The 21,920-nt window shown below is 34.3% G+C and carries 22 protein-coding genes and 1 pseudogene; all 23 read right to left on the minus strand.

Going from position 1 to position 21,920, the window contains the following annotated elements; translation table 11 throughout:
* Positions 1 to 295 precede the first annotated feature (295 nt).
* Positions 296 to 1,117 (minus strand): hypothetical protein, encoded by an 822-nt coding sequence (locus tag LKE46_RS09665; RefSeq protein WP_291721198.1) that lies wholly within the window; start codon positions 1,115 to 1,117, stop codon positions 296 to 298.
* 135 nt (positions 1,118 to 1,252) lie between these two features.
* A complete protein-coding gene (locus LKE46_RS09670; protein WP_291721203.1) occupies positions 1,253 to 2,608 on the minus strand; it encodes a hypothetical protein in 1,356 nt (451 codons plus the stop codon).
* Positions 2,609 to 2,768: 160 nt separating this feature from the next.
* Entirely contained in the window at positions 2,769 to 3,275 is a 507-nt protein-coding gene (locus LKE46_RS09675) for a hypothetical protein (protein ID WP_291721206.1), read from the minus strand.
* Positions 3,229 to 3,591 (minus strand): hypothetical protein, encoded by a 363-nt coding sequence (locus LKE46_RS09680; RefSeq protein WP_291721209.1) that lies wholly within the window; start codon positions 3,589 to 3,591, stop codon positions 3,229 to 3,231. The genes LKE46_RS09675 and LKE46_RS09680 overlap by 47 nt, the downstream gene beginning before the upstream one ends.
* 28 nt (positions 3,592 to 3,619) lie before the next feature.
* Positions 3,620 to 4,687, minus strand: a complete 1,068-nt coding sequence (locus LKE46_RS09685) for a hypothetical protein (RefSeq protein ID WP_291721211.1) — start codon at positions 4,685 to 4,687, stop codon at positions 3,620 to 3,622.
* A gap of 50 nt (positions 4,688 to 4,737) precedes the next feature.
* Positions 4,738 to 6,030, minus strand: coding sequence for a hypothetical protein (locus LKE46_RS09690; protein WP_291721214.1), 1,293 nt, complete (start codon positions 6,028 to 6,030; stop codon positions 4,738 to 4,740).
* Positions 6,030 to 6,389, minus strand: a pseudogene (locus tag LKE46_RS09695) (DUF6037 family protein); the annotation flags it as partial. The pseudogene LKE46_RS09695 and the gene LKE46_RS09690, both read right to left, overlap by 1 nt.
* Before the next feature lie 12 nt (positions 6,390 to 6,401).
* Positions 6,402 to 6,650 carry a hypothetical protein gene (locus LKE46_RS09700; protein ID WP_291721217.1) on the minus strand — a complete coding sequence of 83 codons (249 nt, stop codon included), beginning with the start codon at positions 6,648 to 6,650 and terminating at the stop codon, positions 6,402 to 6,404.
* Positions 6,651 to 6,652: 2 nt separating this feature from the next.
* Positions 6,653 to 6,895: a helix-turn-helix domain-containing protein gene (locus LKE46_RS09705; protein WP_291721220.1), complete on the minus strand. Its 243-nt coding sequence runs from the start codon at positions 6,893 to 6,895 to the stop codon at positions 6,653 to 6,655.
* Positions 6,896 to 7,031: 136 nt separating this feature from the next.
* Positions 7,032 to 8,600 (minus strand): recombinase family protein, encoded by a 1,569-nt coding sequence (locus tag LKE46_RS09710; RefSeq protein WP_291721223.1) that lies wholly within the window; start codon positions 8,598 to 8,600, stop codon positions 7,032 to 7,034.
* Positions 8,587 to 9,021: a recombinase gene (locus LKE46_RS09715; RefSeq protein WP_291721226.1), complete on the minus strand. Its 435-nt coding sequence runs from the start codon at positions 9,019 to 9,021 to the stop codon at positions 8,587 to 8,589. Before LKE46_RS09715 ends, LKE46_RS09710 begins: the two co-directional genes overlap by 14 nt.
* A 4-nt stretch (positions 9,022 to 9,025) precedes the next feature.
* On the minus strand, positions 9,026 to 10,585 hold the full coding sequence (locus LKE46_RS09720) for a recombinase family protein (RefSeq protein ID WP_291721229.1): 1,560 nt from the start codon (positions 10,583 to 10,585) through the stop codon (positions 9,026 to 9,028).
* Between the two features lie 52 nt (positions 10,586 to 10,637).
* A complete protein-coding gene (locus LKE46_RS09725; protein WP_291721232.1) occupies positions 10,638 to 10,865 on the minus strand; it encodes an SHOCT domain-containing protein in 228 nt (75 codons plus the stop codon).
* 167 nt (positions 10,866 to 11,032) lie between these two features.
* A complete protein-coding gene (locus LKE46_RS09730) occupies positions 11,033 to 11,713 on the minus strand; it encodes an N-acetylmuramoyl-L-alanine amidase (protein ID WP_291721234.1) in 681 nt (226 codons plus the stop codon).
* Positions 11,713 to 12,117: a phage holin family protein gene (locus tag LKE46_RS09735; RefSeq protein ID WP_291721237.1), complete on the minus strand. Its 405-nt coding sequence runs from the start codon at positions 12,115 to 12,117 to the stop codon at positions 11,713 to 11,715. Before LKE46_RS09735 ends, LKE46_RS09730 begins: the two co-directional genes overlap by 1 nt.
* 20 nt (positions 12,118 to 12,137) lie before the next feature.
* A complete protein-coding gene (locus LKE46_RS09740; protein WP_291721239.1) occupies positions 12,138 to 13,490 on the minus strand; it encodes a hypothetical protein in 1,353 nt (450 codons plus the stop codon).
* 191 nt (positions 13,491 to 13,681) lie between these two features.
* Entirely contained in the window at positions 13,682 to 13,969 is a 288-nt protein-coding gene (locus LKE46_RS09745) for a hypothetical protein (protein ID WP_291721242.1), read from the minus strand.
* A gap of 288 nt (positions 13,970 to 14,257) precedes the next feature.
* Positions 14,258 to 14,665, minus strand: a complete 408-nt coding sequence (locus LKE46_RS09750) for a hypothetical protein (RefSeq protein ID WP_291721245.1) — start codon at positions 14,663 to 14,665, stop codon at positions 14,258 to 14,260.
* 125 nt (positions 14,666 to 14,790) lie between these two features.
* Entirely contained in the window at positions 14,791 to 15,534 is a 744-nt protein-coding gene (locus LKE46_RS09755; RefSeq protein ID WP_291721248.1) for a hypothetical protein, read from the minus strand.
* A gap of 125 nt (positions 15,535 to 15,659) precedes the next feature.
* Positions 15,660 to 16,787, minus strand: coding sequence for a hypothetical protein (locus LKE46_RS09760; RefSeq protein WP_291721251.1), 1,128 nt, complete (start codon positions 16,785 to 16,787; stop codon positions 15,660 to 15,662).
* Positions 16,788 to 18,644, minus strand: a complete 1,857-nt coding sequence (locus tag LKE46_RS09765) for a phage tail spike protein (RefSeq protein WP_291721254.1) — start codon at positions 18,642 to 18,644, stop codon at positions 16,788 to 16,790.
* Positions 18,644 to 19,351, minus strand: a complete 708-nt coding sequence (locus tag LKE46_RS09770; RefSeq protein ID WP_291721257.1) for a distal tail protein Dit — start codon at positions 19,349 to 19,351, stop codon at positions 18,644 to 18,646. The genes LKE46_RS09765 and LKE46_RS09770 overlap by 1 nt, the downstream gene beginning before the upstream one ends.
* Position 19,352: 1 nt before the next feature.
* On the minus strand, positions 19,353 to 21,794 hold the full coding sequence (locus tag LKE46_RS09775) for a phage tail tape measure protein (RefSeq protein WP_291721260.1): 2,442 nt from the start codon (positions 21,792 to 21,794) through the stop codon (positions 19,353 to 19,355).
* Positions 21,795 to 21,920 lie beyond the last annotated feature (126 nt).

Here is a 21,920-nt window from a genome sequence, read left to right on the forward strand (position 1 = left end):
GTAAAAACAAAATGGGTGAAGAAGTGCCTAAAATTAAGGATTTCTATATAATTTTTCGTTGTATCAACACTATAGTCTCCACATGGCTCGAAATGACAGAATGAATGACTTTGGTCGATTTTATCCCCTTTACGTTCATGGGAACATATCAATAGCCTTTTGGCTTTTTTCCCGAAAACGGACGTTCAAGGGAACATATCAATCTTTTACGAATCACCATGCAACATCTATTTTTCCATAACCTTAATTCCATATATAGTCAGTATACAATTAACTTTGTCATTTATGTTTTATGCTATTGCGTTACTCCTTCTGATTTCTCGGCATTCATACAAAACATGGTTACGAATTCTAAATCTCCCATATAGATTTTTACTAAGAGATACGCAATACATAAATTTATGTATTGTTCTTTTTGAATTTCAAACTCTGCATCAAGATTTTTAAATCTTTCATCTAATAAATTATTATCTAATGAATTAACAAAATTTGCTACAGCTTTCAAAATGTCAGTAACTGATAATATAGCACCAACTGGAGTAGTTCCTGCAATTGACTTTATTAATTCAATAACTTTCTCTGTTCTTTCTTTTCTGCTTATTTTATCGGTATCATCATAAGCTTTATCAACTTCTATTGATAATTCAGTAAACATATCAAATTTTGCTAGTATACTTGCCCCATATTGGTCATGTGATAATAAAACACACTTCTTATTAAAATTATATAGACTCTCAAGTTGATGAAGTTTTTTCTGCATTTCTTGTTTGCTCATATAATCATGATTTTTTTTAATTTTCTTTTTTAACTCTCTTATCTCTTTATTCAAATCGTCGTTTTGTTTTTCTCTTGCCCTATTATGTTCTTCATTTTCAGTAAAACCCTCTGCAAATTCTTGAATTTCATGCTTATGCTTTTCCTTAGCAATATTATATAAAGTCATCAGTTCATCTCCTATATCGATATGTGCTTTATAAATATTTTTTAACTCTGTTGCATACTTAATACTTTCACATCTTTGTCTCATCAATTCAATATCATCGATAAACCTACCCATATGAACCATATCAATATTATCGATAGATACTGATTTTAATATATCTTCTAATGTCTCCATTTTTTATCCTTTCTTAATCAGTGAGGGGGGTTTTTATGAATAAGGTTATTACAAAAACCCTTATACTAATATTCGTACTAAATATCGGGAGATTTCAAATATTTATGAAATATTTGAAATTATATATTTATCAATTTATTTAACAAATTCATTTATGTATGGAAAATTTTCTAAATTAATATTATTATCTTTGCATACTTCTTTTATTTTATCTTTACTACTTTCAATAATTTCTTTAAAAGTTCTAATTCGTTCATGTCCATTATATTTTGAATCACTATTCGTTCTACTTTCAATATTATCCTTTAGATCTTTAAAGTTATTTTCTATTTTTTCTATTAACTTAACATCCCATGTAATATAATCAAAGCATTTGATTATATAAGTATCATCTTTTCCATTACCCCACGCATAGTAATCCCAATGCGCATCACCAGAATTATTAAACAAATCCTTTCCGGCATTCCAAAGAAACGAATTAAATACTCCATATTGTTTGAGAATATTGATTTTAGTTGGTGCTAAGTCAATGGTTTCTATCATCTTAAATTTATTATAATCCGAGGTTATTTTATATAGATTTAACAATTTGGCATCAAGCTGCAAAATATCACAAAGTAAATTCCAGAATGTATTCTGATCAATATAATATCCTTTTTCTAACATAGGTGCTAAAGATTCTTGAATAAAGACATCATGCTTACTTACCATCATATAAAATAATTTAGGGTGTTTCGTATACCAATCTAAAAAATAATCATTATGGCTATATAAAAAATCAATGAACCCATCTGTTACATTTGCATCATTATAAACGAGGACAGTGTCCCAAAATTCAACATTGCTTTCATTAATACTTATACATGATTTATCCTTCTCATAAAGTTCATCAAAGCATTGCTTTACATTATTCTTATAAACAGAAGAAATATCTTTTAATAATTTGTTTAAGTGGGAACTTTTAAGAGAATAAAAATACCTGTAACTACGATATAATTCATCCCCTAAATATTTCTTTCCACCTAACACATAATACTCCGGCAAATCATCTTGCATGTAATTCCAAAACTGCTCTACAGTAGCGGAAGAAATCTGTTCTTCTTTTCCGTGCGCACAACTATGCCGTGTATATTTCCATGCTTCATACCTGCTTTTTACCTTTTCTCTATTAGTAAACACAAAAACCTTACCTAAACAATTTTTGGGATTATCAGGAGCAGTAGTCAACATGTTATTTATACAATCTTCCCATTTGTCATCATTTCTTAGAACTGATATAACTTCATTATTCCAACTTGATTCACTTATACTATCTGGCTTTGTAATTGATACAAGTACCCGTTCTCTTATTGTCAACTTAAATGCTAAGTATGACATTAGAAACGCGGATCTATAAGCTCTTATTTTATAACACATAACTGCTTCTTTCATTATTTCAATTGTATTGTCACTTAGATTATTTTCTGCCCATTCTTCAATTAGCAATTTCATCACTTACTTCCCCCTTACAGCTATATCCCTTTTTCTTATATTTCATCAATTGCTTAAGTATGGTTCGAAATACTATTATATGGCTTTGATAGATATCCACGACATTTATAGAATTATCAGTATACTGAAACATATCCTCTCTTTCTATTTAGTCTTCCTGCTACAAATGCAACTTTCTCTGATTTTCTATTCTCTCTAGTAATTCTTGATGTTTCAATGGTAGTGTTAACAACTCAGTACAGTCTGTTTGGTATATAATACATATGCTTATTGTTCTTGCAAGTGTCAAACCATATATATCTGAATACTGTCTGCAGACTTGTAATGAGTTAACTTTATCTCTTTCATCTTCACTACGGTCATATCTTTCAAATACATAGTTTAAGCCATCATAATCCATATGAACAATATTACTCATCATTCCATAAGGATAACTTAATACTGTTGTATTTACTAATTCCTTAATACCACTATTTTGAATGGCTTCTATCATGGCAATAAAATCCCATTTCCTTTTAATTTCATTACGATTTTTTCTATTAATATTTTCATCAATATCAGGAAGTTCACAATCTAAGATTTTTTTGTAAATATCAGCATCCCTACTTCTTTCTGATAAATCAGTAATATAATATATTCTCGATTCTTTTATTACGTTTAGTGCCATTTATGTATGGGAGAATTTGAGAAAATTCAAACATTTTATTTTCTATTTGATCTGGCTCGCAAGCTATATAAGCTAGTTTAATACTTCCCTCCATTACAGTCCTTAACAAGCCTTCTGTTTCCCATAAGAAATCTTCTAAAATTAAATGTAACAAAGCTTGACTATATTGTGTACAAACCGTGTTAATTTGCTTAATTGTAATTCCAATATCTGCATCTAGTTTATCAAAATTAACATTACGCATATATATAAGAAAATCTTCAAAAGCATCGACCATTAAATTTGATATAAGTGCTCTTTCAGCTTTATTAATCATATCTTCTCTCCTTCTATTTATCGTTTTCCTATGCGTATGGATCTAAAAGGAGACTCTTTGTTCCTTTTTTATTTTCTTCATCAATTATTAAATCACAAGTTAATTTATCTATATCGCTAAAATTCATATCTGGTTTAAACCCTTTATCTGGTTTCAACCAATGATTCATCATCAATCTGTCAAATGTTGCTTCACAACTTCTTCTAGGGCATCTTCCTATTGTTGTTGTAAAAAAGTTAGAATGGTATGAATAATGATGCGTATGAATAAAATCGTCCCATGATTCGATAACCTCATTTTCATTACGCAAATCAACAATTTCTATTTCTTCAAAATTTCTATCTTTCACTGCACCCCATGCTTTTTTCAACATCTCAATAGCTTCTACATCACTCTTTGGAGCGCTATATCCAAAAATAGTAACCATATATGCTACCTCTAATGCATTACTCAATGATTTCCATGACTTTGATATAGCTGTATCACTGGCATAATCTTTATTCTTTATTGGAAATAAGAGTTTTGTTGGTGCCAGGGGTTCCCCACATCTACACGGTATCCCTACATTGCCCATGACATTATCCTCGAAGCAATATCCTACTGCAACATTTCCATGCAAAAAAGCTAACTGTGGCAAATTAGTAGTATAAGCCATAGCACGGGCATAAGCTTGAATCAATAGCGGATCCCAATTAAATGTTGCAATCAAATCTTTTGAAGTTAAGCCCATAATTAAATAATCATAAACTGTAGGGTTGCTTGGTAATTTATAATCCGACATATATTCACGTATAACCTTTTCTAATTCTTGCTTAACTTCCATACAATTAGGTTCTATTTTACAACGTTCATCAAGTTCCATATAAATATCTTCTAAATTATCAGAGTTCGTATGTATAGCTACTTTTCCAAGTATACCAGACAATCCTAATTTTTCAATAAATCCACTCATTGCTGATATTTTTTTACCATTCCTGTCTCCATTCGGTATAGCAGCACAACTAGCTCCTGCACCTAATAAAACAACATGTGGTCTACGTTTCATATTATATTCATATTCGTATAAATTTTTTTCTGTTAGATAAGCATCAACCATACCTATTCACACTCCTTGAATAAAAGCATTTTTCCTGTGCTAAAAGTTTATTATTCTTCCTTAAACATTTCAAAAAATAAATCTCTAAATGGTTCATCAAGTGTTGCACATACAAGTTTACTCCATGTATCTACTCCAATATTAGTTCCTTCTACACACCAAATTTTATAATGTTCATCCCCATATCTATCAATAGATACTTGAGTGTCTGTCACTGCATCTTTATATTTTTCATTGAACACATTAATTGAATACTGATTTACTGAAAAATCTATATGATTAAAAGATTTATCATCTGGATAGTATTGTGCATGAATATAATTTGTGATTACAAACGCATCTGTACATCGCTCTGGATTCCATAATTCTTCTACTTCAATATGGTAAAAGTTATTGTTATATTTGTCTTTATCTGGTTTTATTGTCATAAGCACTTTATCCAGTCGTTCTGGATTGTAATGGACTATGATTTCTTTTTTATTAACCATCTTTTCAACATTAGCAAAATCAACTGTAATGCCACGGTATTTTTGAGAATCCATCGTAGCTGTACTTATTAACTTGTCTTTAGGTACAGCCAATCTCTCATCACACCTAATATACAATTTTCGTGTTTTTATCTCTTCATTAATAATTTTTATTGTGTATGGGACATCATCTAAGGCTTCCCCTATTGTGGTATCAAAAAATATGTTATATAAATAATAGCTATCACCAAGAATAAATCCTTGTCGCATAAATTTAGCATCTGTAATTAGGCTTAACCCATATTTATTATGTGACTCTTTTAGTTGCTCGTGTGATAATATTTCTGATATACCATTAATCTGTACCATTTTGCTTTGAATTAAATAACATACCAGCGCATACATAAGCATTTTTAAATCAACATCAAAATAATCTTGAAATCTAAGCTTATTTGATACTATAGTCCATAATAAAGGAGCTTCTTTATTTAATTCCTCATATTCCTTTTTGGGTTTTAGTAACCGAAATCCTGCATACCAAAAGTTATCATCATCAAAACATAGCCAACATAATTCTTCAACATCAATATCACAATTTACACACTCTTCATAGGCTTTATCAACTAATCCTTCTAAGAAAAAGGGAATTTTTTCAGAATTTTGTATGAATAACTGAAAGGCGTTAGCTGGATAATACTTAAGATATATATTAGGGCAGAGAATATGTGCTACACCACCGTGTAGTTGTTTTTTCATACTTCTAAAATAGTAATTTGCATCCCAAAACAAACCTAATTCTACTATTCTATCAATTAAATATGATAAATCTTTCTTTATGTTCACTCCAAATACACCCCCAACCTCTTTATTAAACATTACAATTTACATAGCTTTATTTCTCCTGTTTTTTCGCTTGGTTCAACTCCATAGATTATTGTAATGTCTAAATTCTTAGTAGTCTCATAAATTTCTGGATACAATTCTTTTGTCTTGGCTAGATTCTTAGCTGTTCTATGATATTTATCATTAGGCAATTTATGATTTTTAGCATGGACAACTTCCCAATTTGTTAGTCCAATAGGATATATTCCATCGCTCTCATTATCTAACTTGTCGTATCGTAGGATTGTTTTTCTTTTTTCATCCGATACGCGGTACTCCAAAGGAACCTGTCCACTTAAGTGCCTTACAAAATCTTTAATACTAAATTCTCCTTTGCCACTACCAACTCCAAAATATTCTCTAAACTAGTTATAAGCCATATTTCCTTCAATAGTAAATCTATATCCTCGCTGAATTTGAATTTCAAGAACATCTCCATCTATACGTTTAATAAAAATTAATTTCCATCCATCCGAACTCCTAGTATCAAGAATAACATCAGAAAGCACAGTATTATACTTATGCTTAAATGTTCCTATTTCCACATTAATATTTCGCATTGAAGAATAGAACTCTTTTAATCCTTCCACTACTCCACTGTATGAATATCCCATAACTACCTCCTTATGTTCGATGATAGATTACCTACTTTTATTTTGACTCCATCAACCAATATAAAAGACTGCTCAAAGGTAATTCCAAGAGCATCTGCAATTGCCATCAGTTCATCTAAGCTCACGGTATTTCTCTTTAGTTTTTTGTTGAAATTTTGCGGGATCTGACCAATACGTCTTGATACCTCTGCAATACTTATATTCAGTTTTTCACATAATTGTATTACCATATCAGATGCTGTCATAATTTACCTCCATTGTATTTATATATTATAAACCTTTTGGTTGATAGCTTCAATATAAGTAACCAATATCTAAAAAAATTAAAAAGCACCTTGCAAGTTTCATCAACCCACAAGGTGCTTCTAACCATTATGCTTTCTATATCTGGACCTCTATCTCAACCCCAGACTTAAATTCTACCGTGAACTTATCCTCATGCACCGTAATTTTTCCAATCAGTCTCCTTATTAACTTCTCATCACATTCATCAATAAGTGTTGATTGCTCCTTTAGAAAAGCTGTCATATCCATAAGTCTTTGACCCACCGCTTTCTTTTCTGCATCTTCTACTAAAGCATTATGCTTTTCTTCCCTCAGGCGATAAATCTCATCAGCTATATCGTTATAATCCTCTTTAGAATTGGCTCGTATTAGTAGTTGCTTTTGTAATTCTTCCAGCTTTTTCTCTATTTCAGCTACTGCACTGGTATCCTGTTCATTAATTACTGTTTCTATATTATTTCTAAGAACTTCTAAAAAATCATCCTTTTGCCCCAGCAAATCATTAATAGCTTTTACAACGACATCCTTCAATAAATCCTCAAGCACCGTCCTTGAATGGCATGCTAGACCTGTATTCTCAAGTCTACTGACGCATCTCCAAACAATAGATTTCTTGCCACGGTTGTTCCAATGAACTCTGCGATATATCTCTCCGCATTCCCCGCAGAAAACAATCTGTGAAAATGGATGGCTGCAGCTAAAGTTTCTTTGCTTCCCACTGCTGCTGATATGACCTGTACTTCTTCTAATTAGTTCTTCCTGAACCTGCATAAAAATCTCTTTTGGAATTATAGCTTCGTGGCTATTTTCTACATAATATTGAGGCACAGCACCATTATTTTTAACTCTCTTTTTAGTGAGAAAGTCCACCGTATACGTTTTTTGGAGCAGCGCATCGCCCATATACTTTTCATTCCTTAGTATTTTGTTTATTGTACTAGTATGCCATCTTTTTTTACCTGCACTTGTCAATATCCCATCGTTTTCAAGTCCTTTTTTAATTTTGTCCATGCTGGAGCCTTCAAGATATTCTCGATAAATACGCTTTATTATCTCTGCCTCCTCAGGCACAATTACAAGGTGCTTATTTTCATCTTTTGTATATCCTAAAAACCTATTAGTATTTATTTGAATAATGCCCTGTTGATATCGATACTGAATACCAAGTTTTACATTCTGACTTAAACTCTGACTTTCTTGCTGGGCAAGTGATGCCATAATGGTAAGCATAATCTCTCCCTTAGAATCCAAGCTATTAATATTTTCTTTTTCAAAATATACTGCAATGTTTTTCTCTTTTAGCTTACGGATATACTTCAAACAATCCAAAGTATTCCTAGCAAATCTTGAAATTGACTTGGTTATAACCATATCAATGTTTCCGGCCATGCATTCCTCAATCATTCTATTAAACTCATCACGCTTTTTAGTATTAGTACCACTGATGCCATCATCTGCAAAGATACCTGCAAATGCCCACTCTGGGTTCTTTTTTATAAATTCTGTATAATGCTCAATCTGCACTTCATAGCTACCCGCCTGCTCATCACTATCGGTAGAAACTCTGCAGTAAGCAGCAACACGAAGTTTTGGCTTTTCATCTGCTATGTTATTTCCAACACGTTTTCTTGCAGGAATAACCATTACATTTCTACTGACTGCCATTCACAGCACCCTCACTTTCTATTAAACTGTAAGCATACTCTGCCTGCTTTAATGGATTTTTGTATTTTTGCTCTACTGCTCCAACCTTAAAAGTCGTTGGAAAATATGACTCCTCTACTGTTTCTTTTTCATTCCAAACCCTGCCAAGAGCTGTAGCTCTCTTTATTCGCTCTGCTTCAGCCTTTTCAAATGTATCCCCATCAATAACAGCTGGATAATAATCATCACCTAGGTAACGCTTATTCCTTAGCATTTTTCCTGCTGTTCCATGATATGTGTCTATACCTGCCTCTTTAGCTGATGCTAATAAAGATAGACCTCTTAAATAGCCTTGATACAATTTCTTTACTTTATTTGCTTTTTCCTCATCAATTAGAGCCTTTCCATTTTCAATTCTATAACCATATGGTATGTGCGACATTTCCTCACAACACCTCTCTTAGTGTAATTCCACATTTCATTTGAAATCCAACCTCTTCTTTTGAGTAAACAAATACTTGATTTGCAAAGCTTTCAAATATCTCTCCATCAAAGGTTGTAAGCATTTGAGCTTTATTTGTAAATTTCAATAATTCTCTAACTTCATGGGTCTTTGATATTTCGCTGTTCATAACAAAATTTAGGCTTTCTATTTCATCACGATAGCTTTCTGCCTCTATTTCAAGTTCATTATTTTCCTTATTAAAAAGAGCTGGTTCAAGGTATCCCTTTGCCATTAGCTTTATCAGCATTTCCTTCTGCTCTGTATTTTTCTCTATCAATTTTTCAAGCTCTGAAATTCTTGAAATGCTATCTGCTTTCCTCATATCTCTTAACCCTTTAAGAAGTGGCTTTAAAATAAATTTGCGTCCAAAGATCAGCTTGTTCATCATCGTTATAAACGCTCTCTCTAGATTATCTTCCCGAATAAATTTCATTGAACATTCATCTGCCTGAGTAATATGTTTTTGGCAGCACCAAGCTACATATTTTTTATTTCCATTTGTATGAATTCTTCGTTTAAAGGTACTGCCGCACTGAGAACATTTTAATTTTCCTGAAAAAGGATATCGGTTTTGATATTTGCCGCTTCCTTTTACAATACCCTTTTCTTTACCACGCTGATTAATTAATTTATCCACCGTTTCAAAATCTTCTCGACTGATAATAGCCTCATGGTGATTTTGAATATAATATTGGTCTTTTTCTCCATAATTGGCATGCCTATTAAAATTATCATCTGTGTAAGTCTTTTGCAAAATAGCATCTCCAATATACTTTTCATTTGATAGCATTCCTCTGATAGTCGTGGAGGCCCATTTGTTACCCCTTTTAGGTTTAATGCCTTTTTCATTCAATTCATCTGCAATCTTTCCGGCACCCTTTCCTGCCAATGTCTCTTTAAAAATAAATTTCACAACCTCTGCTTGCTCTTTATTTACCGCCATCTCGCCATTTATATAGTCATATCCATATGGTGGGTAGGAAATCTTATAAGTCCCATTTTGAAATCGTCTTTGCACTGACCATCTGTTATTTTCTGCAATGGATAATGACTCATTTTCTGCTAAACCACTTAGAATGGATAGCATTAGCTCACTTTCCATTGACTGTGTATTTATATTCTCTTTTTCAAAATAAATATAAACTCCAAGATCAACTAATTTACGCACCAATTCCAAGCAGTCTGTAGTGTTTCTTGCAAACCTGCTGATAGACTTTGTAACAATAAAATCTATCTTCTTTTGTTCACAATCTGATATCAGCCTTAAAAGTTCTGAGCGTTTTTCCTTTTTTGTACCAGAGATACCTTTGTCATAATATATCCCTGAGAACTCCCATTTAGGATTTGCTTTTATATAAGCCTCATAATGTAACTTCTGGGTTTCAAGGCTTACAAGTTGTTCCTCGCTATCAGTTGATACTCTGCAGTAAGCAGCTGCACGGAGTTTCTCTTTCATAACTGTATCTTTAGAATTCTTAACTATCTTCGTTATCTTTTTCATCGTCTCACCTCGCTTTCGTTACGTCACATGTTACCTCTCAAGCCTATATATATCAACGATTTAAGGGCATAATCTCCGCTAAAAACGGGGAGAAAGTTTTACGATTTAGTTCTGTTATTTTATTAAATTCCAAAGGAGTAATAAACCCTTTTTCAAGCAAAGTTTTCAATAATCTTTCTGCCCTAAAATAATCAAATTCTCTTTGCAATTGTTCTGCTGTAATTTCCCTTGCAGGAGTTGAATTTTTTATATGTTCCTCTAAAATTTTTGTTACCTTCATAAATCAAACCTCCATTTCTGCAAATATGACTTGCACCTATATGCAAAAAACCGAGGATAATCGAACCCCTAAAAGTCCTAAAATTTTCAGTACAAAATAAAAAAAGCCTGCGAGAGTGATTAAACTCCTACAGGCAATTCCTTATTCGTTATTTATAAAATTTCTACTTAATTATATATCATTATGCAGGCATCAAAGCCTGCTGCCTTTAACTTTTTCAGTTGAACTTCAGCATTTTCTCTTGATGAAAAAGAACCCGACATAATTCTGTAAACAGTTTTTTGGGTGGATATCTGCTTTGCCGGTATTTTTTCTGTATAACTGATCCCTAACTGGGATAATATAGCTTTGGCTATCGCCCTTATTATTTCATTTCTCTTTGCATCAAACAGATTATTATCTGCACTGTTATCAATAAAACCAACCTCAATTAAAACAGCAGGTGCCTTGGTCTCCCTGAGAACATGGAAGTTTGCAGTTTTCACTCCCCTGTCTATAAAACCTAAAGCTGCAAGGGAGGTCTGTATGCTTTGTGCCAGTGACTTAGCCTTTGTTCCTGTGTTTATATAAGCATAAGTTTCTACTCCTTTCGCTTTTTCAGGCTGGTATGCATTTCTGTGAAAGGATATGAAATAATCATAATTGCCTCTGTTTTCAAAGCTGCTCCTCTTTTCAAGACTTACCGTGACATCTGAAGTCCTTGTTTCATCCACAGTTACTCCGTATTTTCTGACTTCTGCCGCTGCAGCTTTTCCTATACTCAAAACATCATAACTTTCTTTCCTGCCTTTGTAGCAGGCACCGCTGTCTAATCCACCGTGTCCATAATCAAAGCATAATCTTGCCATTATTTATCTCTCCTCTCATTTATCTGTTCTAAAATATTCTTCAGTTTTTCAGGTACAGGAACTCCAACCTTAGCTGAATTTTCCATTATACTGATACCTTCATTGGAAATGTAGAAAAAAATAACAGCAATGCGTACTGCACTGCCGTTTTTAATCAAATGCACATCTATTATGTTTCCTATTCCCACAAGCACAAATATCAGCACTTTTTTAAATATTCCCCTGAAGCCAATTTCACTTGAAAGCTTTTTCTCAAGAACTGCTGACATAAGTCCTGTGATGTAATCAACTGCCACAAAAGCAACCAGTGCATACAAAAAGCCATCGAAGCCTCCCAGGAACCACCCGGTATATGCTCCGACAGCCGTAAATACTAATTGAAAACTGTTAATTAAATTTTTCACTTTATCTCCTCCATATATTATTAATGCTGTGGCATATCCAGTGGATACACATAGTCACAGGTAAAATCATACTGTATTTTCATGGTATTTGTAGGGGTTTTGGTTACTGCTTCCGGAAGCAGCGTATGCGCTGAAGCCGGTACAATATACTGCTGTTTTAACTCTCCATAACTATCACCGCTGAATGTGAACAAATTTGAGGTATCTTTGTCCCAGACAATACTATCGTAATCAGTAGATGTAAAATCTGAAGTGCCGTAAATACTCATATCGCTGTTAAGCTGCAGGCAGGCACCATAATCTATTATCACCCACAATTTATTGTTGGGTATTTTAGTCAGAGTAATCTCATTGTAATTTCCAGAATATATTTGAGCTTTATCAGAAAAAGTGCCGTCTTTATTATATTTAGCTATACAGCTCTTATATTTGGACATTGAGCCGGAAGAATCTGTACACCCGTTGTAAGTTATATAGACATTGGCAGCATTTACTGCTATATCATAATAATGCACACCATGTACAAGATCCCCCGGAACAGCAGCACTTTTAGGATAAGACTCTATTACTGCAAAATTTTTATCCAGCTTCTTAAAAGAACCGTCACTTATAAGTATCCAGAAATTCGTGCCGTCATAAGCTGCAGCCTTGGCGGCTTCAGGAAGTGCTGCATCATTTTTCTTGTCACCTGTGATCTTGTCATATACATGCAGTGTTTCTGAATTAATTTCCAGGGCATAAAGATTTGTTTCATCTGTGCATAAGTTATAATCGGACAGATAATTTCCACTGCTGCCTTCTTCTAAAGTTTTCCTGGCATACAGCGGATTTATCCTGGGAACTTGAGCACTGCTCCCGGTTCCTGCACCGCCTGTCCAGTATATGCTTTTAAAAGTTCCGTTAGCTGCATTTGTCGGAAAATCCATGACATAGTGTTTTGTGTTTTCATTTCTTGTTGTTTCAGCACTATTTACATTACCATTTAAGCTGTCACTGATGCTGTACTTATATAGGCTGTCAGCATAACCTACGATGCTTCCCCAGGTAAAATAATCATACGGATCTTCTGCAATATCTCCTGTAGTGAGAACCATTATCCTGAATGGATAAGTTGTATATATTCGTGTGAGCAGATTATCCTGATCATTATCCAGCATAGGATAGTAGAAACCGTCAAGATAAGCTATGCTGCCAAATACAGCAGATATCCTGTTTTCACTTTCAGCTTCATAGGTCTGTTTTCCTGTAAGTGAATCATACAGCTTTACTGTAGCTGCGCCTGTGAAAGGCATTATCAGTTTTTTCTTCAACACTTCTATTTTAGTTCCCTTTATTAAATCTTTGCTGTAAGCTAAACTTTGTTTATAGGTCATATACGATTCCTCCTCTCTAAAATTTTGAATATAAAAAAGCCTATACCATTTTGATATGGGCCTTTAGTCATCTAATAAGAAATATTTGTATTAATCCTTAATAACAATTTTTATTAATCATTTTCTTATGTGTTCTTTATTGATTTTATTGTATCCATATTAGTCTCCCTAAAATCTGAATGACACTCTGCTTATTTTTTCATAGTCTCAAAGATTCCAATCGTCTTTAAAGCATCCTTATAAGCACGTATATAAATCTCCCTGTATATAACAGCCATCTGGGCATTTATAATATCCCCGTATTCTACAAATAATGCCTGTAATTCTTCATCAGTCTTACTTATTAACTTATCTTGTACTTCCGATAATGTAATTTCTAATTTTTTGTAATTGTCATCTTTCTTCCCTAAACCAAGTGAAATATCATTAAGTCTTTTATCAATAAAGAAATCAATAAACTCCTGAAATTCTTCCAGCATATCCATACCTCCAAATCTTATGTTTGTGGTATGTTAACTCTTAATTGATATGCTTTCAAGTTATACTTATTAAATGCAAAAAGAAACTTATAAAAATTAATTAGTGATATCATACTGATGACTCTCATATTGCACATAATAAGAATATAGTATCTATACAAGTTTAAATAGACATTATTACCCAATGCTAGTTTTATTCAATTATAAAAATTGGAATTTATCCACCACAAATTATAATTAGAAGTTTATATTCCTATTAACAATTATAAAGTTAATTACTTCAAATCCTCATACATTATACCCTAAACCTTCTGGTAAAGAACCTATTTTCTGGTACTCATTAAAAATCATAAAACATAACTTAAGACCTATAATATCGTATCCTTCAATAGTTTTTTGCCAGCAGTTACTACAATTTTCTATTGCTATCATCTTTTCAGAAAATAAATCACCAAAGTCTACATTCACCGGAATTCTTTTTATAATAATTCTTTTTTTACCACTTGGGGATTTCTTTATTTTCTCATGTATTTCTGGCTCAACTAATCCAGATTTTCGAATTATAATGGCACCATCAAATATATTACTAACATCTTTCAGCTTAGGTTCATTGAGATTATAAGCCGAATATTCATAAATAACTGTTTTTTTATCTTCAAGTACCTTTCTGCAGGCACCTCCTATACCTTTACTCACTTTAAACACCTCAAAAATACTTACTCAATAAACTTTAAAACAGTTTATTGAGTGATAAAATTACTATTCATAATTCTAAACTTCAAATTAGGAATTTGTTCTATTAATTTAGCCTATTTTTCATTCTAAATATGCTCATTAAATTTTATCTTTATAGTATTAGAATCTTTAGTTTTATCTGATTTTGACACATGTATATTTTTTCCTACTTCAAATGGAACATAATCATTTGAATCAAAAAGTTTTCCATTATTCATCTGTTCTTCTAAGTCTTTAAGTGTACATCCTGTCAGTATTTTGTTTTTTTCATTACCATATGAATATATTACTCCCCAAACGTCAGTTTTATATTTTAAAATAATTTCTGCTAATTGCCTCAATTTCAATGGGTTAATTATTTTAGTTTCTCTATTTCTAACAATATACCCTGATTCTGTTGAATCCTCTATAAAAATAATAAGTTTATATACTTTTTCATTACAATCGTTGATATTTAGAATATTTGTTTTATAAGATTGAAAGCTATTACTATGAGACTTTAAATTTCTTTCTAATGAAACAATCAAATTATGAACACTTGGTTCTAAATCAAAGTTTCTGTCATCATTCATCTTTTCTCTATTTTTTTGTGAACCTTTTGCAATTCTAGAAACATCCTGATTTTTCCTCAATTTATATTGTGAAATTTGAAAATGTTCAATTGCGTAAACGGAATTCTTTTTTAGTAAATATCCATCTGGTTTTTCAAATGAATTGCAATTTCGTATATAATTTAAAACCATTTTTAATTCTTTATCATTTCCAAAAGTATCATCTATTGTTATTACATAGTTTTTAAAAAATCTATCTATCTCTAATTTTGTATCCATGATTTCTTCATACCTTTCTATTAACATTTATACGTAAATTACTATTTTACAGTAACTAATTCTAGTATATCATGAAGTTTGAGGAAATTTAAATCACTCCAAAAATTTTTAGACCACTTCCTCTTCTACACAGTATTATAATTAACCCTTATCTCCTTCAACTTTAAAACATCCGCACTTGAACTAACTTCCATATACCAGGCAAACCTTATCCTTTTATATGAAAGTCCGAGAGATGTCCATTGTGCTTCAGTAATTCCCTGAAGATCTGCAGCAGACATTCCTTTTGATTTCACATCCTGCATATTTGTTATATCCACCAGTATCCACGAACTTCCGTCCCATGCTTTCCATGAAACTCCACTGTCTGTGCTTACTATAAAAGCTATGATTCCGCTTCCCGTATTGTCCATGGTCAATACAACATTTGCAATATCCTGTATATAGGCTTCACTAAATGAAACATCCTCCAGCATTCCTACTATTACAGGTTTAGGAACAACTGTCTGGATTATTTTTGGTGCAGGCAGTTCTTCTGAAGGCGACCATATTTTTAAAATCGGAGATGAGGATACAAGTCCTGTTCTTTCTTTACGGCAGATATCATCACCATAGGTTTGAAATTTTTCTGCTGTCAGCGGCAGTTCTGAAATTTTGACATAGCTTTCGCTTACAGTATCCCAGTGCTTGATATCACTTCCGTCAGCTACAAGATATTTTATGTCGGTCTGAATATAGGAACCTTCCTTGACAGTATACGCTTTTCCCTGTTCCTGCCCGGGGATAAAAGCATAAGACTTATTGTTTTCAAGAGTTAGAACAGTAGTTCCAAGCACAGGATTTGCAAAGGAATTCGTACCTGTATTAGGTATTTTGTCAATCACAAGCACCATGGCACTGTCATCAAACAGTATAAGCTCCCACACAAGATCAAGAGTGCCCCAGCTGCTGTAGCTCTGATGTCCTTCCCATCTGATTCTGAATGTCGTTCTGCCGTTCGCTGTTTCTTTTGCATAGCAGATATTATCCGCCCCGGCATCTCTCCTGTTTATTTTAAGCTGTTCAGCTGCACCGGTGAAACCAACCCAGGAATTTCCGCTTATGCTGATTGCAGTTCTGCAGTTTGTTCCATTATAGAAAAAATCGAAACCAATGTCCGGGAAACTAACTGTGCTGTCATCATTATGAGAACTCAACAAAGTCATGCCGCTGTTTCCCTTTGGAGAAATCACAGCTGCAGTGTATATACCCAATTATTCCACCTCCAGTTTTTCAATGCCTGCAAAATTACCGCTGTCCAGAAGTTCAAAGCTGTACATTTTACCTGAATCTACAGACTCACTTGCTGCCGTTCCCTCGTAAATTGTCCTGAAGCAGAGTCCATCACTGTCCAGTATTAATACATTTTCATCTATTGAATACCTGTACTTGTACTGTGGAATAAAATACAGGATATCCCCGTACTTTTTAATTGAAACAGCATAGTTTGTGTTCATTTCTCTGCCGCTTATAATTGCTGATATATCTGCTGTCTTATGAATTCCGATTATCTGAGTAAGAGGATTCTGAAATTCCGTTTCTATATAGTTACTTGTCACCTTACTTAAATACAAACTGTTTATATTCACAAGTTTCTGACTCTCAAGACATTCTGCATGTGGGTGCTGAGCACTTAATCCACCCTGGAGATTTCTTCCGTCAATCATACACTGAAGATTGAACATCGGTATATTTATCGTACCTGTATCCACCTTTAAAAACACAGCTATATAATGCGTCCCCTGCGGAACCTGCGGTATCCCAAGAGGCATACCTACAACATTATCACCCTGCTGCAATTTCTGCCTGGGTGTAAATACAATATCTGCATTGTCCAGCTGAATCTGAATTGTTACTGTGCACGAACTTTCCGCTGTGCAGTACATGCTGAAATTCATTGACAGATTTGTATCCGCCACTGCCGTTATCCCAAGATAAACCGGTTCAACAGGAGATGTACCTACAGTCAGCGGCACAGGATTGGCATAATAAAGCATTGAGCTGAAAGATGCGGCCACCTTATTTCCCAGTTCATCCAGGGTTGTTTTAATATTTGCCGTATCAAGCTTGTTAAATATGCTGTCCTTTGGCTGTCCCAGTTCAACTTCAGCATTCACACCTGCCAGAACATCTTTTTTTATTTTAATTACAGGTACTTTTACATCGATGTCAAAGTCTTTATGTCTTACTATAACCAGATCTCCTATGCTTACTGTCTGGAGATGTTTATAATTTTCATACTCCTTTGTCCTGCTGAGTTCAATAAAATCCACGTCAATGTTCACCCTGCTTAAGCCTGTCACCTCTGCCGCTTCCTGTGCCAGCAGCCTTAATGTAACCTCATCTTCTGCATCCTTGAATTCCACCTTTTTTATTATGGGAAAAGGCGGATAATCGTCACTGTTCCAGTTGGGGACGCTTATATATTTTTCAGTAAGTTTTACACCATTTTTACCTACGGGGTAGAGTTTTGTCACAACACTTGTCGTATCTGTATTGAACTTCAGTCCCGTTATATTCTTACCCCGGGCAATGAGAACTCCTGCATCTCTTCCCATGGCTTTTAATATCCTGATATCAAAGTTGTCCCTTTTAAGTTCCCCGCAGCCCCATATATCAATTATTGAAAATATGGCTTCCACAGGATTTTTCTCCGTAACGCTTATGGAGTTTGAAGTTATAATATCACTGTCTGCAGAATATATAGTTATCAGGTCTCCTACAAGGGACTTCTGTAGAGCTGTCTTAACACTGCAGTTTTCAGCCTGCATATCTTCTATGAAGTAATACAAGAGATCATAAAATATGTGTTTTGCCCACACTTTGATGACATTTTTAACACCGCTGCTTTTTTCCGCTTTATATATCCTGAAAAGCTGCCCGTCCGCCTTGATGATATTCCACTCTGTAAGGTATTTTGCCTTTTTAGAATTTGCAGGATACTCAAGTTCTAATGAATAATCACCGTTTAATTCTTCAGTTATATAACAGCTCACAGCGTCACTTAATACTCCGAGGCCGCTGTTGTCAAAGTTCCCTTTGGCAGTCTTCTTATCATAAACACATATCATCACAGCCACCGCCAGTTTGGCAGAAGTTCAGCTTTAACAACATCTCCGTTCCATTCCATTATATTTTCCCCCGGTTTCAGTTTTGGAAACTCCCCTGCCATCTTTGCATTAAGATTATTTCCTTCATCATCATAGCAGTCCTGTATAACTGAATTCATTATAACTTTTTCAGTTACATCTTTGAGGTTTATCTGCTGTCCATTTATTTTAAGAACTATATCACCAGAGCCGTGGATGCTTATTATGGGTTCGCTTTCCATAGTTCCCGGGTTCATTACAGCCGTACCTGAATTTATTATATTCACCATGTCATTCTCCACTGCATATTTAAAAGGTCTGCAGTTAAATATTACAGGAAACTCACTGAAGTATTTATACACCTGTTTAAAGTCAATGGCATTTACTACCTGGGCAATATATTTCTTATCAGGCTGGAAGCTGAATATCAAATCACTCTCGCCTGCTGTAAAAAGCCAGGCTTTTATGTCATCAATTTTATCTGCAAGATTCTGCGTATCCTTTACTGAACACTCAACCGTTAGTGTTATATCATCATAGGTTTTTTCATCAAACCTTAAATTAGAATTTCTTCCGGGAATATTTATCATATTTACTCTGCGTTTAGGAGAAGGAATAACTGGTCTTTGAGCTATTAAAATGCCATAATCATCATAACTGTTCCTGCCAGCAAAGTTAAAACTAAGCATTCTAAATTCCTCCCTTTCCCATAGAAATTTTCCTTCTGTAAAGCTCCAGTTCATAGGCCAGCTGTTCTATATCCTTTTGGGTATAATTATTAAAGTTATCTATATGCAAAATAACTCCACTTCTATTGTTTAGATTTTCATTTTCATTTAAATTATTATAGGGTACTGCTATTTCTCCTATATTAGAGTTCACTTTCATATCTAAGGACAATCCATTTACAGCCTCAGCAACAATGTATTTGCTCTTATTTATTCCTTCTGCTAAACCAACCATAAAATCTGGCATCCATTTTTCATAGTCGGTAAGTGGTCCTTCATCCGGAACTGAAAAGTGAAGATAGCTTCTTATTTTAGCAGCCAGAGCACTTACCGCATCTTCTACCCTTCCTATGGCAGATCTTATGCCGTTAACAATTCCATTTACGAAATCCACTCCGTAGCTCCATGCTCTGCCCGGTAAACCTGCCAGATAACTTAGTGCGCTGTTTATGCCGCCTTCTATGGAACTTCTTACGCTTCCTATGGTGCTTTTAACTCCGTCTCTCATCTTGGTGAACATGCTTGAACCGTAATTATAAAGTTTACCAGGAAGTTCTGAAAACCAGGACAGCACCGAATTCCAAATATTAATCACAGTTTCTTTTATACTGCTGCACAAGCCTGTCACAGATTCTTTAAGTCTGGTCCAGGCATTTACAGCAGTATTTTTTATGGTTTCCCATATATTTGTTAAAGCCGTTTTTATATTTGTCCATATATGCTCCGTATCAGATTTCAGCTTTGTAAAGTTTCCGGTAACTATATCAAGGATTATAAGAACCGCTCCTGAAACAACATTTTTTATAATGTCCCAGGTATTCTGAAATATTGTCCTGTAAAAATTCAAAGCGGGCTCCAGAAAACTCTTTATGCTGTTAAGACCGCTGATCATTGTATTTTTTAAAGTCTCCCAGGCAGCAAGTGTAACAATTTTTACATTTTCCCAGGCACCGAATACAGACATTTTGATATTTTCAAAAACAGCAGTAAGATTGTTCCAGAGGTCAGAAGCTCCCTGTTTAATAACATCCCAGTGTTTATAAATTTCATAACCTGCAAGTATGGCAAGTCCTATGCCGATAACCCAGGGATTAAACACCATTCCTAATATCTTAGACATGCCGCCCAATTTTCCTGCGGCAGCTGATACCTTAGAAATGGCTGTAGATATCTCACCTACAGCTTTTATCACACTTCCAACTGCAACAAGAACCGGACCAGCTGCAGCAATTAATGCCCCTGTGATTAGTATTATCCTCTGGGAACCCTGGTCAAGTTTTCCAAATGCCTGTATCCATTCATTTAATGCAGCAATTATGGGAGTTATTACAGGGAGTATATTCTGTCCCATTGCAGCACCAAGCTCCTTTAAACTCTCCTGAAATACTCTCATCTGGTTGGCAGTGCCTGCACCTGTACGCTCAAAATCGCCGTGGGCGTTTTTTGTCTTGTCCAAGACATAGTTATACCTGAGCTGTACCTTTTCCGCTTCGGTCATATCCTGGGTTCTCTTCTGTATTCCCTTAGAATAGGCATACTGCTGGAGATTTGTGTCTGTCATAACTACACCCAGCATTTTCAGGCTCTCAGTCTCTCCTGTGAATATGCCGTTTAAAGCTTCCTCCGCCTGCTTTATATCTATGTTTTTAAAACTTGAGAGATCTCCGGCAAGTCCTACAAGGGACATGGACATCTTTGCAGCTTCTTCCTGGCTTAATCCCATGCTTGTTGCCATATCTCCGTAGAGAGCTGACATATCAAGTGCTGTACCCTTTGCTATGCCGTAGCTTTTTAAAGTGGTATCCGACCAGTCTTTTACCTTTTGACTGATGCTTCCAAATGCAACCTCCACTTTGTTCATGCTCTCCGCTGTGTCTGAGGCAAGCCTTACACTTGCAGCTCCTGCGGCGGCAATAGGGGCAGTTACTGCAAGTGAAAGTTTAGATCCCGCACCTGCCAGTCCGTCACCTATGGATTTCATTTTACTTCCTATATTCTCCAAACTTTTACTTAAAGAAGTCCATCTGCTGCTCTGTGTCTCTATTTGTTTATTGGTCTTTGAAAGTTCATTTTCCATCTGTGACAGGGTTTGTCTTGCCTTATTTAATTTTATCTCAAGGTCTTGGGTGGCTTTGCTGTCTTTACCTTTAGTTTCAGCACTTTTGGTATAGACATTTTCAAGGGTGCTTACTTTTTGCTTTTGAAGATCCAATTGCTTTGAAAGGCTTTGTGATTTCAGCTTAAGTCCCTCAAGACCTTTTCCATTTTCTCTAAGTGCCGCAGTGTTTGCCTTAAATTCACTGTCAAGCACTCTTAGATTTCTGTTGATACTGCTTATGCCATTTTGAAACCCGCTTGAATCCAGTCCTATCTTCACAGCCAGACTTCCCAGTTCTTCAGCCACTCTCTCACCTTCTTTACAATATATTTAAAATGGCATCTAAATTTTGCTTATATTTCTTATTTGCCCTGTAAATTAAGATATCAAAGTAAAAAAATATATCCATTTCATCAACATCATTTAGTGTCC

The sequence above is a fragment of the Clostridium sp. genome (assembly GCF_022482905.1).
Taxonomy (GTDB): Bacteria; Bacillota; Clostridia; order Clostridiales; family Clostridiaceae; genus Clostridium_B.